This is a genomic window from Paenibacillus sp. OAS669, assembly GCF_014873645.1.
Lineage (GTDB): Bacteria > Bacillota > Bacilli > Paenibacillales > NBRC-103111 > Paenibacillus_S > Paenibacillus_S vulneris.
The window spans coordinates 313,387-327,396 of sequence record NZ_JADBDR010000003.1; the positions used below are offsets into that span (position 1 = coordinate 313,387).

At 51.8% G+C, this 14,010-nt stretch carries 10 protein-coding genes; 8 read left to right on the forward strand and 2 right to left on the reverse strand.

Annotated elements, in window-relative coordinates:
* Positions 1-128 precede the first annotated feature (128 nt).
* Together GGC63_RS09310 and GGC63_RS09315 are read right to left on the reverse strand one after the other, a co-directional pair.
* Entirely contained in the window at positions 129-1,061 is a 933-nt protein-coding gene (locus GGC63_RS09310; protein ID WP_079912443.1) for an aromatic acid exporter family protein, read from the reverse strand.
* A 238-nt stretch (positions 1,062-1,299) separates the two neighbouring features.
* Positions 1,300-2,190: a DMT family transporter gene (locus tag GGC63_RS09315; RefSeq protein WP_192702047.1), complete on the reverse strand. Its 891-nt coding sequence runs from the start codon at positions 2,188-2,190 to the stop codon at positions 1,300-1,302.
* Between the two features lie 458 nt (positions 2,191-2,648).
* Between GGC63_RS09315 and rpmG the strand changes: the two genes are divergently transcribed.
* From rpmG to GGC63_RS09355, 8 genes are all read left to right on the forward strand, one after another.
* Positions 2,649-2,798, forward strand: coding sequence for a 50S ribosomal protein L33 (gene rpmG / locus GGC63_RS09320; RefSeq protein ID WP_079912445.1), 150 nt, complete (start codon positions 2,649-2,651; stop codon positions 2,796-2,798).
* Positions 2,799-2,902: 104 nt separating this feature from the next.
* On the forward strand, positions 2,903-3,916 hold the full coding sequence (locus GGC63_RS09325) for an ABC transporter substrate-binding protein (RefSeq protein ID WP_192702048.1): 1,014 nt from the start codon (positions 2,903-2,905) through the stop codon (positions 3,914-3,916).
* The gene (locus GGC63_RS09330; protein ID WP_192702049.1) at positions 3,906-4,907 is read left to right on the forward strand and encodes a FecCD family ABC transporter permease; all 1,002 of its coding nucleotides are present in this window, start codon (positions 3,906-3,908) and stop codon (positions 4,905-4,907) included. Before GGC63_RS09325 ends, GGC63_RS09330 begins: the two co-directional genes overlap by 11 nt.
* The gene (locus GGC63_RS09335; protein WP_192702050.1) at positions 4,904-5,749 is read left to right on the forward strand and encodes an ABC transporter ATP-binding protein; all 846 of its coding nucleotides are present in this window, start codon (positions 4,904-4,906) and stop codon (positions 5,747-5,749) included. The genes GGC63_RS09330 and GGC63_RS09335 overlap by 4 nt, the downstream gene beginning before the upstream one ends.
* 26 nt (positions 5,750-5,775) lie before the next feature.
* On the forward strand, positions 5,776-6,705 hold the full coding sequence (locus GGC63_RS09340; RefSeq protein WP_192702051.1) for an ATP-binding protein: 930 nt from the start codon (positions 5,776-5,778) through the stop codon (positions 6,703-6,705).
* Positions 6,695-8,695 carry a VWA domain-containing protein gene (locus GGC63_RS09345; RefSeq protein ID WP_192702052.1) on the forward strand — a complete coding sequence of 667 codons (2,001 nt, stop codon included), beginning with the start codon at positions 6,695-6,697 and terminating at the stop codon, positions 8,693-8,695. The genes GGC63_RS09340 and GGC63_RS09345 overlap by 11 nt, the downstream gene beginning before the upstream one ends.
* 21 nt (positions 8,696-8,716) lie before the next feature.
* Positions 8,717-12,388, forward strand: a complete 3,672-nt coding sequence (locus GGC63_RS09350; RefSeq protein ID WP_192702053.1) for a cobaltochelatase subunit CobN — start codon at positions 8,717-8,719, stop codon at positions 12,386-12,388.
* Positions 12,389-12,622: 234 nt separating this feature from the next.
* Positions 12,623-13,951 carry a PASTA domain-containing protein gene (locus tag GGC63_RS09355; protein ID WP_192702054.1) on the forward strand — a complete coding sequence of 443 codons (1,329 nt, stop codon included), beginning with the start codon at positions 12,623-12,625 and terminating at the stop codon, positions 13,949-13,951.
* The last annotated feature ends 59 nt before the right edge of the window (positions 13,952-14,010 follow it).

Here is a 14,010-nt window from a genome sequence, read left to right on the forward strand (position 1 = left end):
CGGTGCATAGATTTACTCGCACGAGTTTCAATAGTGGCGGCTGGAGGGGCATACCCACCGGAGTATATTGGCAAAGTTCGAGCTCTATAAGTTTTTCCTCAGATTCACAGGATCAAACCATAGCCTGATCACATTGTATGAATAAACCGTTCCAGCTCGTTCGCTACGGCATAAAGGCTGGCGCGATTTTCGAATTCATGGCGCGTTTCCGGCAAGGGAAGCAGCTTATGGTATTCACGGATGGCACGCAGCGTTTCGCGCAGATGGGCTGTTGAGCTTCCAGGTTTCAGGCTGCTGACCTCAAGAATAAAGTCTCCTATCCGAATGCCCTGGTCCATCTTAACCGAAATTCTTGAAATATACGGGAGCATTCGTTCCAGGATTTCGTACTGCTGGCGTTTTGTATCAAAATAACTCTCGTAGGAGTTCGTTTTGCGCAGTAAATTATTCTCCGCATCGAGCACTGCGAGCCTCTTGGCTTGCTGAAGCTCGTCGCCAAGCTGCAGCAATTCCTTCCCGTCCCACAGCGTATAGCCTTCCTTGAGATAGGCGGCCATCTCTTTCAAAATAACGGAAATGAGCCGGTCCACTTCCTCCTTACGGCGGTTTAACTCCTTATCGATGCTGGGCATGTACCAATTAACAAGCAGGGCGACACCTAAGCCGATTACTATCACCAAAAACTCATTAAGGAAAAAGGCCGGTTCAATGCCTCGATGCATATAGACATGCATGACGATAACCGAACTGCTTGCGATGCCTTCCTGCATGCGAAACCGGACGCAGAACGGGATAAACAGCAGCAGATAAACGAGAAAGGAATACGGATGATAGCCGATGATAGCAAACAGCAGGCTCGAGAATAAAAGGCCGGATAGACAAGCAAACAATCGGCTGACGACGGCTTGCGTTGATTGCTTGCGCGACTTTTGAATGCACAGCAGGGTCAGTATCCCCGCCGCAGAGTAGTATTCGAGCTGCAGCAGCTGGGCAAGCAGAATGGAAATGCTGACGCCGACGGCAGTTTTTAGAGTACGGAAGCCGATTTTCATCTTCGTCATGCTGTCACCACCAATAGCATTTTGCTATATTGTATAGCGCTCGGGTTGGAGTGTAAATGTAATTCACACAAAAAACAACATCATTCAACAGCATTTTTGAATAATAATTGAAAACATTGTCGTTGCAGTGAGAAGGTTCACGAAATACGAAAAAAATGTTGTATTACATTACATAAAAATGGGCTGAAAAGCAGAAAAAAAGGCGTTCCACAGCGGAACGCCTTGAACCTGTTTGCTTCTAAGATGCAGCAGCCTGTGCAGCTGATCTGCGATTGGATACGGCTACGCCAACCAGAATAAGAATCCCGCCGACGATTTGAACCATCTGGATCGTATCCCCAAGAACGAGATAAGCCACGATAATGGCGATGAACGGGGGAATATTCATAAACATGGAGCTGGTGGATGCACCTACCTCGGAAATGCTCTGATTCCACCAAAAGCCCGCCAAGCCTTGGCCGAAAATAGCGGCGCAAGCCAGCAGCAGCCACATCGTGAGGTGAAGGCTGAAGTGCATATGGCCTTGACTCGCTTCCCATAGGGCTGCGGGAGTCATCAGGACGGTTCCCATGACGGTTGCAAAAATAGTGATGTCATAGGATGGCATGCTAGTTGTTAATTTGCGGATGAACAGCAGGCTGACGGACAAGGCTAGCATAGCCAGCAGCAGCAAAATATCGCCTTGCGAAATGCCGATAGATTTGCCTCCGAACAGCACGATAAGAACGACGCCGACAAGCGCAAGGCCGGCCCCGGTCAGCTTGTTCACCGTGATGGCCTCCCTCAAGAATATGCGGGCAAGCAAAGTAGTAGCGACAGGAGAGAGCGCAATGATGAGTGATGCATTACCGGCCGTAGAGTGCTGAAGACCGATGAAATAAAAGAATTGGTTGAACAGGGTGCCGAACAGACCTGCAAACAGCAGAATAAGCCACTCTTGCATAGTCGGACGCTTCATCCTCCGGTTAATCAATGCCACCGAAAGCAAGAAGAGCGAGGTTAGTACAAGACGGGAGTAAGACAAGAAAATAGGAGAAAAATCTCTCAGCAAATAGGCGCTTGCGACATAGTTGCACCCCCATAGCAGGGAGACGCCTAGCAAACGCAAAAAAACAGCCTGATGGGCCATGACAGCAGAATTCCTTTCGATTTCACACATGATTCGTCCATTATAATCAGCGGCCAGTTTTATTGTAAAACCAGAAATAAGCTAAAAATAACAGAAATTCGGGCGTATGCCTTCGTTGCGGCGGTAGAGCATCGGCTGTTCTTACGAATAGTGGCAATCGATAATGCTAAGCCAGCTTTCCCTGGAAAAAGGTTGAGCGGGATACTCGTTAACAGGCGATTTTAGAAAAGGCTTTGACGGATAAATAAATATTTGATACACTCCTTATATGTAATTATTACGTTTAAATAAAGGCAAGAGTACTTAAATGATGAAAATCATAGGAAATGATAAATGGTAAGAAGAGGGGCTGCTATCTTGGTAGATGGTTTTTATTATTTTTGATAATCGTAAAAATTACATATAAGTAATTGAGTTGTCTGAGTGTTAGCAAAGTTCCAATGAAGGGAGGTGATCGCATGCGAGTCGTTGTCACATTGGCGTGCACAGAAACGGGTGATCGTAACTACACCACAACGAAGAACAAAAAGACGCATCCGGAACGTCTGGAATTGCGCAAATACAGTCCTCGTCTAAAAAGAGTAACGCTTCATCGCGAAACGAGATAATACATCATCTTGATGGGTAAGGCCGGAATCTGGGTTCCGGTCTTTATGTTTCGCTCAGATGAAATAAATCCATGATACCTATCTCTTCGGGAGGAAAGAAATCAATGAAAGCTTTATCCAAATGGCTAATGACCAGCCTTGTTTTGATTATCGCAGCGGGATGCTCCGCGAAAGCGATCCCGAATAGCGGGAATGCCTCTACCGAATCACAGCCAGCTGCGGACACGACGAAGTCATCTCCTGCTCCGGATCACAAGGGATTTATGAGCTTTAAAGACGACATAGGACGTACGATTGATCTGAAAACGCAGCCGAAGAGAATCATCGTGCTATCGCCGCAGCTGCTGGATCTTCTCTATGCTGTTGATGGAAGCACCATCGCTAAGACTACTTCACCAAGCGCAGCCGTCCCCGAACAAGCAAAGGGCATCGAAGATGTAGGGGGAATGACAACCGTCAATACGGAAAAGCTCCTGGCCTTGAAGCCGGATCTGGTGATCGGTTCCACCTCATTTCATCGTGAATTAGCCAATGTATTGGACGCAAGCGGCATTCCGTTTGCTCTCTTCAGCCTCAGCACTTATCAGGATTTAAAAGAAAAAGCCCCTCTGTTCGGTCAACTTGCCGGTAAGCCAAACAGAGCGGATGAGGAGCTTGCCAAGCTGGATGAGAAGATCAAGCTTCTTACGGCCAAACTGCCGGGACAAAAGCCGACCTTCATTATGCTGAACGTCACGCCGACCAGCATCTCCGTTCAAAGAACGAATACGGTCGGACTTGAAGTCGCAGGAATGCTGAAGATGAAAAATGTCGCTGAAGCGCTCGATGCTTCTTCCAAAAGCCAGTCTACGGCTCCCTATAGCTTGGAAAAGGTGGTGGAGCTGAATCCTGATTACTTATTTATCCTGATTCATGGCGCCCGTGAGGACGGTGAGAAGAAAATAAAATCCGAGCTCGCCGCACAGCCAGCTTGGTCTTCCCTGCGAGCGGTCAAGGAAAATCACATGACCGTCCTTCCATCCGACCTGCTGCTATCCAATCCCGGTTTCCGGTTGAACGAATCCGTCGCTTATTTAGCCGAATATGTGTATCCGGAGATTTATAAGAATGCCAAATAAGGGAGAACGAATCTCAGGCCGAAGAAGTACGATTGTCCTTGCGTTGCTCCTTGCAGCAGCTTGTCTGTCTATTGCGTTCAGCCTTAGCTCCGGCGCGGTCTCGATATCTTTGCCTGACATATGGGGCTATTTGTTTCACGATAATGCGGGTCCGATGAAGGAGGTCATCTGGAATATCCGGCTGCCCAGAACACTGATTGCTGCTCTTGTGGGGATTCATCTGGCGTTGTCCGGGGCGCTGCTGCAAGGAGTTATGCGCAATCCGCTGGCGGATCCGCATATTATCGGCGTTTCCTCCGGTGCGGGGCTGGTCGGCGTCGTGATTCTGATTTTATTCCCGAATTTGCCCTGGCTGCTGACTCCGATGGCTTTTCTCGGCGCCTCGGGAGCGGCCGTCGTTATTTATTTGCTGGCCTGGAAAGGCGGTATTCAGCCTGTACGCATTATTTTGGCCGGCGTAGCGGTATCTGCTTTTCTCGGTTCCGGCATTTCGGCACTGCTGACCTTCTACAGCGACCGAGTCCACGGGGCGTTAGTGTTTCTTGTGGGAGGGCTGGCAGCCAAAAGCTGGCCGCAATTATCCATCATGCTGCCTTATTCGGTTATTGGCGCAAGCTTGGCTTTGGCAGGTGCCGCCCACATGAACATTCTTGGGCTAGGCGATGCGAATGCCAAGGGATTGGGGCTTCGCGTCGAGGCGACCCGTCTCGTCATGACGGCCGTTGCTGCGCTTCTGGCGGCAAGCGCGGTCAGTGTCGTAGGCCTGCTCGGTTTTGTCGGCCTGATTGTTCCTCATTCGACGCGGCTCCTTATCGGCAGTGATTACCGGTTTCTGCTTCCGGCGACAGCTCTGATGGGCGTAATCGTCGTTACATGCTGCGATACGTTGGCACGTCTTCTTTTTGCCCCGATAGAGCTGCCTGTCGGTATCCTGATGGGAGCCTTGGGAGGGCCGTTCTTTTTATATTTGTTGAGGAGAGAAGCGGAATGATCTCGATGGCGATGCACGATATATCCGTCCAGTATAACGGCCGAACGGTCATCAACAAGCTGAATTGGCATGTAGACTCCGGGAACATATACAGCATTCTCGGACCGAACGGATGCGGGAAGAGCACCTTGCTGAAATCTATTTCCAGCCAACTGAAAGTACAGACCGGCTTCATTCATCTGGATGGCAAGGCGCTGAACAGCATCACACCTCGCCAGCTGGCCAGGCAAATGGCGGTTCTCCAGCAGAGTCAGGAAAAGCTGCCTGAGCTGACTATAAGAACCTTGGTCGGCTACGGGCGGTTTCCCCATAAGCCGGTTTGGGAGCGGCTCGGTAAGGAGGATGAAGCGATCATTGACTGGGCACTGGCACAGACAGGCACCGAAGCCTATGCAGGGCGCAAGCTTGCTTCGTTATCAGGGGGAGAACGGCAGCGGGTCTGGATCGCGATGGCGCTTGCCCAGCAGCCCGGTATTCTGCTCCTGGATGAGCCTACAACGTATCTGGATGTCAGCCATCAGCTCGAAATTATGGAACTGATAAAAGAGATTAACCGGTCGTATGGAGTCACGATCATCATGGTGCTTCATGATATCAACCATGCGGCTTCTTACTCGGATGAAATAGCGGTCATGAAGCAAGGCGGTTTATATGCAAGCGGTACCCCGGAGGAAGTGATCACGGCTTCCATGCTCGCAGACGTCTTTGGCGTCAGAGCCAGAATGGACTGGGATAGCGAGAGCGGGCGTCCCTCCTGCCTGATAACGGGGCTGGTCGAGAAAAAAGCGCCTGATCGCAACCGAGAGGAGCTGTTTCAACCGTTTTCCCGCTCGCAGGGATAACCATTATCGAAGGAGGTTCAGGATCTATGCAGGACATGTTTCCGTTTACGGCAATTGTTGGCCAGGAAAGAATGAAGCAGGGGCTGCTTCTCAATCTAGTGAATCCAAGGCTTGGAGGCATATTGATACGCGGAGAGAAGGGGACAGCCAAATCGACGGCGGTTCGCGCGCTGGCCGAGCTCATGCCGGATATCCATGTGGTTACGCTGCCTGTCAGCGCTACCGAAGACAGAGTCGTAGGGACGCTGGACATTGAGCATGCCATCAAACAAGGCGAAAAGCGTTTCGAGCCTGGGCTTTTGGCAGCCGCCCACGGACATATTTTATATGTGGATGAAATCAATTTGCTGGATGACGCCATTGTGGATGCGCTGCTGGATGCGGCGGCTATGGGAGTTAATACCGTGGAACGGGAGGGGGTGTCTTATTCACATCCATCGCGATTCATCCTAATCGGCACGATGAATCCCGAGGAGGGCGAGCTTCGTCCGCAGCTGCTGGACCGGTTTGCTCTCTCCGTCGAAGTGAACGGAGAGAAGGAGGTGGACACCCGAATGGAGGTCGTTCGCAGAAGGCTTGCGTTCGAATCGGCCCCCGATCGGTTTCGAGGACGGTTCGAGCAGGAGCAGGCAGCGCTTCAAAAGCGGATTATGGAATCGCGCCGGATGCTGAGCCTGATGGAGCCTACGGATTCTATGCTGGAATGGGCTGCTCATATCGGAATCCGATTAGAAGTAGACGGCCATCGAGCAGACATCACCTTAATCAAGACGTCCATGGCGATAGCTGCGTTTGACGGAAGATCGCAGGTTACAGCGGAGGATATGATGGAAGCGGCCATGCTGGTCATGCCCCATCGGATGCGCAAGCAGCCTTTTGAAGATCATGTTCATGGAGCGGAATCCATCCGCATGCTGCTGAACAATATGCAGATGGAGAGCCATTATGTTTCCTAATGAGGCCTCGGCTCCTTTTCCATTTTGTGCGGTGGTCGGACAGGAACGGGCACAAAAGGCCCTGCTGCTTCATGCCATAAATCCCAGGATTGGCAGCGTGTTGTTGTGCGGAGAAACCGGGACAGCCAAGACGACGCTAGTGCGTGGTCTTACTGCCTTGCTGCCGCAAAGAAGAAGAGTCGTGGTGCCGATTCATGTTACCGAAGATCGGCTCTTCGGGTCAGTAGATAGTGCTGCGGCTTTCCGTCAGGAAGGAAGAAGGCTGGCCCCAGGCTTACTCTCGGAAGCAGATGAACAAATGATGGCTGTAGACGATGTGCAGCTGATGTCCGAGCCCCTGCTGAGGTCCATTCTGCAAACGGCGGAGAACGGTTCCTACCGGATCGAACGGGAAGGCTTGTCGGAGCTCAAGACGGCCCGGTTTCTTCTGTTCGGAACGATACATGTGGATACTCTGCATAGCCATGTGCTAAAGCAACCATTATGGGATCAATGGGGGCTTTTTGTCCAGATGGAACCTGTTCGAGGGCATGAACAGAGACAGCAAATCATCCGCCGCTGCCTGGCTTTCGAACGAGACAAAGCCCTTTTCGTCAGTGAATATGAGTCGGAAACAAGAGAGCTGCTTAACAAGGTGACGAAGGCATCGCTGCTTCTTTCTTCAGTACATGTAGGCAAAGATATGCTGCGGTTGGCAGCTGAAATATCGCGAGAAGCAGGGTGCCAGGGGCACCGGGCGGAAATGATACTTGTCCAAACAGCCACGGCTATAGCCGCTTGGGAGGGCCAGATGGAAGTGAAGTCGCATCATGTGCAGGAGGCGGCACCATACGTGATCCCGCATCGGATGCGAGACGCTAAGGCTCCTAATGATTTGTCCGAAACTCCGTATAATGGCCATGTAATGAATGGCTCCGACAGACAGGACGAGATGCCTGGAGTGCCATCTCGTCCTGAACGCTACCCTCATGCACCATCCGAAGCCCAGCAGCAGGATGCAGAGGATGAGCTTTCGCCGCCCAAACATTCTGGGATGGATTTCAAAGCGGATGCTCATAACGAAGCCCCTGTCAATGAAAGGAACGGGGAATCACCGGATACGGTCGGTGCGCGGGAAATCGTAGAGGCGATCGGGCGAGATTACGAAGTGTTCCGCTATAGCTTTACCGCTATATCCAAGCCTGGCAGCGGAAGATTCGGTAAGCGCAACAAGTCCGCAGCGGGAGTGCGTTCCACATCGGGCCGTTATGTTCGGGCTATGCTGCCCAAGGGGCCGGTTCGGGATCTGGCTCTGGATGCAACGCTACGGGCGGCGGCCCCATTCCAACGTCTTCGCCATGACCGGTTACTGAGGAGCAAAGGGACACGGGTCAGCCGGCTGCTGATCGAAACAAGCGATCTTCGGGAAAAAGTACGGGAAGCCCGATTGGGAACGGCTCTTCTATTTGTAGTGGATGCCAGCGGATCGATGAACGCTTCCAAGCGGATGAAGGCCGTTAAAGGAGCTATCGTATCTTTACTGCGCGATGCTTACCGGCAGCGGGATGGTGTAGGCTTGATTGCATTTCGCGGGGAGAAAGCCGAGTTGATGCTGAACATAACCCGGAGTGTCGAGCTTGCCGAACGCAAGCTGAGAATCATGCCTACAGGGGGCAAGACGCCTCTGTCTGCTGCTTTAAGGAAGGGCGCGGAAACGCTAGAAGCCTGGATGAAAAGAAAGAGCGGCCTAGTACCCGCCATGATTGTTATCACCGACGGTAAGGCGAATGTAAGCCTCAAACCGGATAGCGATCCATGGAATGAAAGCTTGAATATCGCCCGGCGAATCGCCGCCTCCGGCATTCAGACGATGGTGATCGATACGGAAGCCGGTTTCGTTTCCCTAGGGTTTGCGAACAAGCTGGCAGAGGGGCTGAGGGCAGCCTATTATCGTCTTGAACAAATAGAAGCAGGTAATATCGAACGGGCCGTACGCAGCATGCTTACATAATTCATGGGGGGAGATACAGCATTGAACATCATCGTTTTGACAAGCAACGAAATGATTCAGGCCCATCTGTCGGAAGCGTACAGGTCTTTGAACGACGATCAGCGAAGTCTCTTGAAGCTGAGCGTGATGAACCTGGATGGACGGCAAGCCTTTGTCTTGGATAGTGAAAAAGAACGAAGCTTCGAGGAAGCAGACTTACTGCTCTTTGACGCCCACGGAGTCCGCAAAGAAGTGGTCGGACGCCTCTCCCGGTTTATTAGCAGCCTGACCGCTCATGTTGTGCCGGTAGGTAGCGATTCTTCCGATATTCGGGCATTAACGAGGCTTGGCAGCTTGAGAGCAGATGATCTGCATGTTCCGGCGCTGCGAAGCAGAGCGCATTCGATTGCTGAAGAGCTGCGCCAAGATTATTTGAGCTTCGTTTCCTTCAACGAATACTGGCGCGGCGGCGGAGCGGCCAATATGCTCGGTCTTCTTTGTATGGCGGGACGGGAATACGGCCATTGCGACATACTGCCGGAACCTGCCGAGCCGAACGTGCTGCAGGAGCTGTGCATTGTAGATCCGGCAACCAGAATCGCCTATTCCTCTGCCTCCGCTTACTGGAGCAGCCGAACGGCCAGCAGCAGGCCTGTTGTAGCTCTGTTCTTTCTAGGTAACGGCAATCCGGGGCTCGTTTCGGATTGTATCGGCCCGATCAGTAGTAAGATCGAGGAGTTCGCTGATGTTCTGCCGATTGCTTTTCCATCGGTTATGAATATTTCTGTGACAAGATTGCAGGAATTGCTGCAGGATGCGGAACGTCGCGTCAACCTGCTCGTCAATTTCCTGCCGTTCCGCCTCGGTTCCGGGCCAGGCGGCGATGCTAACGGTGAAGCCAAAGAGCTGCTTACCGTGCTTGGAGTGCCGATGCTTCATCCGTTTTTTCTATCAGGGATGATGCACGAGGAATGGGAGCACTCAGCTCGCGGTCTGAATCCTTCCCAGCTGCTTGTTCAAGTCATGCTGCCGGAACTGGACGGCAGTATTGAAACGTATCCGGTAGCGGCATTGCAGCGCGAGAGCACGGATCGGGAGCTTGGCATTGAACGGACCCGCCTGGCGTTGATTCCCGAAAGAACCGATAAGCTGATCGGCCGCATCCGAAGGTGGCTTAATTTGCAAAGCACATCAAACCGGGAGAAAAAGCTGGCCTTGATCGGTTACAATTATCCCCCGGGAGAAGGGAATGTGTTTGGCGGATCTTTTCTGGATACGTTTGAATCCTTATCCCGCCTGCTTACATTGCTTAAACAAAATGATTACGATGTAGAGGAGATGACTGCCGAGGAGCTGCATGCGAGCTTCGTAGAGGGCGGGCTGGTGAATTCGGGGGTATGGTCCGGCGAGCATGCAGTGTCTTCGATGATCCGCTTCCATGATTCCGATTTTCAGCGTAAGCTTCTAAGCAGAGTCTGGGGAGAGGGGGCTGTGGCACGGTGGGGAGAACCACCTGGCGACGTCATGTCGGAGGAGGGAGCATTTCTTCTGCCGGGGATCATCAATAAGAATGTGTTTATCGGGCTGCAGCCTTCGCGCGGCATCCATGAGCATCCCGAGCAAGCGGTCCATGACCGGACGCTGCTGCCGCCGCATCAATATACTGCATTTTATCAATGGATCAGGGAAGAGTGGAAGGCGGATGCGTTAGTCCATATCGGTACCCACGGAACGCTCGAGTTCCAGCAGGGCAAAGAATCCGGAATGTCTGCTCACTGCATTCCTGATGATTTTATCGGGGAGCTGCCTCACTTATATTTTTACTATGTCGGCAATCCTTCTGAGGCGATGATCGCGAAGCGGAGGAGCCATGCGCTCCTGATCGGCTATCAAGCCCCGCCTTTCATGGAAGCCGAATTGTATGGAGAATGGTCAGACCTTGAAGCGCTGCTTCACGAATACCGAGCTGCCGAGCAATTGGATCCTGACCGGTGTACCGCTATCCTCGCCAGAATGCTGGATAGTGCCAAGCAGCTCCATCTTAATGCCGGCGAGCCCGAAACCATCGAAGAAGAGCTGTACAGGATGAAACGATCGCTGATCCCAAGCGGACTTCATGTATTAGGGGAGGGATACTCTTCGGAGGAAGCCTCTGCGCATATGAGGTTCGTCCTGCGTCACGAGCGCGGTAGCATCCGTTCCTTGCGCGGGCTGCTGGCCGATCTTCAAGGCCGGAATACAGAAGCAGGGGCAGCTGGTGGGGAGACCGAACTATGGCATGAGCTTGATCAGCAAGCAGAGGCGGTTGTCCAAGCCTACATAGATACCAGAGAGCTACCAGAGTCTTACCGGGGTGCGCCAGCCGAATGGCGGGCAGCAATGCAGGAGTCGCTCGAATACGGTTATACATCTTATCAAGCCAGCAAAAGCAACAATGAGCTGCAGAGCTTGCTTAGAGCGCTTGAAGGCCGATACATTCCGGCGAAGCTGGCGGGGGATGCCCTGCGCTCACCGGAAGTGTTGCCCTCAGGGTACAACTTGGTTCAGTTCGACCCGCGAGCGGTACCAAGCCAGACGGCAGCAGAGAGGGGAGCTGCCACAGCGGAAAATTCCATACGGCGGTATTACGACGAGCATGGCGAATACCCGAATACGACGGCAGTCGTATTATGGGGACTGGAGACCTCACGTACCCAGGGTGAAACCATCGGGCAAATCCTGCATTATTTGGGCGTCCGAATAGCTGGCGGGACGATGCGCACTTCCTATGACATCATTCCGCTTGAACAATTAGGACGTCCCCGCCTGAACGTTGTCGTTCAGATTACTGGAGTCTTTCGCGATATGTTCCCTAATTTGCTGGAGGATTTAAACCGTTTGTTCCAGCGCATATCCGAGCTGGATGAGCCGGAGGAAGAGAACTACTTTAAAGCCCGTACCTGCGAGACGGCGGCATCGTTAAGTCAGAACGGCTACAGTGCAGAAGAGATGGCGGATCTGGCGAGCGCTAGGATTTTCGGTCCGGCTGAAGGAGCATACGGCACTTCGGTGACCCGGCTCATCGAAACCAAGCATTGGAGCGGAGAAGATGAATTGGGCAAAGCTTACGAGGACAGCCAGCATTATGTATACAGTCTGACGCAGCGAGGCAGAGGAGAGCCGGAATTGCTGCGCTCTCATCTGAAGGCGGTCGATATCGTATCGCAAATCCGCAGCAGCCATGAGCATGAAGTAACGGATTCGGATCATTATTATGAATATTTCGGCGGCTTATCCAAAGCGGTAGAGATGGCTAAAGGCGGCAAGGCTGACATTCATATTACGGATACTACCGGCGAGCATGTTATTACAGAGGAAGCGGAGCGTGCTATTGCACGTGGTATACAAACCAGGCTGACCAATCCGAAGTGGATAGATGCGCTGCTGCTTCATTCTTATCATGGAGCGCAGCAGATCGCCAGACGATTTGAGAATGTGATGGGTCTGGCTGCAACGACAGGGAGTGTAGCTCCATGGGTATTCGAGCAGCTGAATGATGTGTATGTCAAGGATGAATCAAGAAGCCGACAGATGGAACAAAATAACAAATGGGCTTATCATACCATGGTGGAGACGCTGCTTGAAAGCCATCAGCGCGGCTATTGGAAGCCGGATGAAGAAACGCTGGATAAGCTGCGCAGGAAGTACATCGAGCTGGAAGGAAATCTGGAATAGCTCCGGTCTCTTCATCAACGATATTTCGGCCACAAGAAGAGGCCGACTTTTGCCAATTCGCAAAAGTCGGCTTTTTTGCCGTTTCGTTATATAATAGAATGGGTAATGTACTAAAATGCCTTCTTCTTCGCGCGCTAATTGTTTTTTTCGAGCATATCAACGAAAATCCGGACTAAAGTCCGAACTATATGAGTAAGATGGATAGGGTATTTAAAGAGAAAGGGGGCTGCTTTGATGGAAGATCGCATGGAGCAGAGATATGTACCCGAGCAACCGATCCTGCCGCTGGAAGGCGGGATGGTCTATATGGGAAAAGATTTATCCCTAAATCGAAAGGTTATTCTGTACTCTCTCGATATTCCGGACGAAGAGTTTGTTCGGACCTATACGCAAATGATAGGGGAAGCATCCCAGTTTACGGACAGGGCGTTTATTCATATTCTGGATACGGGATACAGCCGCGCAGCGAAGCGTTTAACCGCTGTTCTAAAGCCTTGTAACGGTACGCTGCTGATTACGGAAATCGACAAAAAGACGCTGGCTTTTGCAGAAATGATATCCATCGTGCACAAGCTGGCGTTAGGCATGCAAAAAGCGCTGGAGGAAGGCATTGTCGGTTTTTCCGTACGCCCGGACAATATATGGCTCGATTCGGAGCGTTATCCGGTGATTATGAATTATTGGGAGCAAGGAAAAGACAATGAGCGCGGGACATTCGGATTAAGCAGCTTGCTGCTGCAGATGCTGACAGGCTCCTCCACGGCACAGCTGCATTTGGAGGATGCTTCTGTTCAAGAGGCTTTAAGAGCGGTGCCAAGCGAGCAAAGAAGCGTGCTTGTTCCACTGATTCAGCAGGCGATGACGGAGGATGTTTCGTTAAAACTTTTCATTACTCAGCTTGCCCGCATAGTTATAATGAGAAGCTCGCAGAGCGCGGCAAGTACCGCGGAGCCTGACACGAGAAAACGGCCTGTGTCGACGATCATGAAATCGCCGGCAGATGAGATACCGGCACCAAAGAAGGCGGCCCAGTACGACGAGCCTGTACGAAAGGCGACCCGAATCGTTGAGGAAGACGACGATGAGGAAGAAGAAGAGGAAACCCGAAAGCTGACGGTAGGGAGCGTGATGAAAAAGCTGCTCTTTATCGGCGGGGCGATCGTCGTTATAGGGATATGCTCCGTGCTGATCCTGATGGGCTTGCTCGAGGCCTTGAAGCCGGATAAAGGCTATAGTCCTCCGAGCAGCAACGCCGTTTCGGAGACGACGCCGACACCAACGCCGGAGCCTAAGGCAACACCGAAGCCGGATGCGCCGAAGGAGACGAAGCAGCCTGATAGCGGTAGCGTGAAGACTCCAGGCAGTCCGACTAAAGTTCCTAATTTCATCGGAATGACAGAGAGTGAGGCTCATCAGGCCGCTCTGGCTGCCGGTCTGCGTTACAAATTTTCTCTAGAAAACAATGATATGGAAAAGGGGAAAATATTTAAGCAGGATCCGCAGCCAAATGCTGATGCCAAAGCAGGCGATAGCGTCGTTTTTTCGATAAGCAAAGGGCCGTAACATTCGTTTAGAAGCCGTAACATTAGATAAAATGAATAAAGCCCGATAAACCGCTGCGA

What these genes read in the sequence shown, in the direction of transcription:
- GGC63_RS09310 (WP_079912443.1), bottom strand. Translation starts at nt 1,061, where the DNA reads ATGACGAAGATGAAAATCGGCTTCCGTACTCTAAAAACTGCCGTCGGC.
- GGC63_RS09315 (WP_192702047.1), bottom strand. Translation starts at nt 2,190, where the DNA reads ATGGCCCATCAGGCTGTTTTTTTGCGTTTGCTAGGCGTCTCCCTGCTA.
- rpmG (WP_079912445.1), top strand. Translation starts at nt 2,649, where the DNA reads ATGCGAGTCGTTGTCACATTGGCGTGCACAGAAACGGGTGATCGTAAC.
- GGC63_RS09325 (WP_192702048.1), top strand. Translation starts at nt 2,903, where the DNA reads ATGAAAGCTTTATCCAAATGGCTAATGACCAGCCTTGTTTTGATTATC.
- GGC63_RS09330 (WP_192702049.1), top strand. Translation starts at nt 3,906, where the DNA reads ATGCCAAATAAGGGAGAACGAATCTCAGGCCGAAGAAGTACGATTGTC.
- GGC63_RS09335 (WP_192702050.1), top strand. Translation starts at nt 4,904, where the DNA reads ATGATCTCGATGGCGATGCACGATATATCCGTCCAGTATAACGGCCGA.
- GGC63_RS09340 (WP_192702051.1), top strand. Translation starts at nt 5,776, where the DNA reads ATGCAGGACATGTTTCCGTTTACGGCAATTGTTGGCCAGGAAAGAATG.
- GGC63_RS09345 (WP_192702052.1), top strand. Translation starts at nt 6,695, where the DNA reads ATGTTTCCTAATGAGGCCTCGGCTCCTTTTCCATTTTGTGCGGTGGTC.
- GGC63_RS09355 (WP_192702054.1), top strand. Translation starts at nt 12,623, where the DNA reads ATGGAAGATCGCATGGAGCAGAGATATGTACCCGAGCAACCGATCCTG.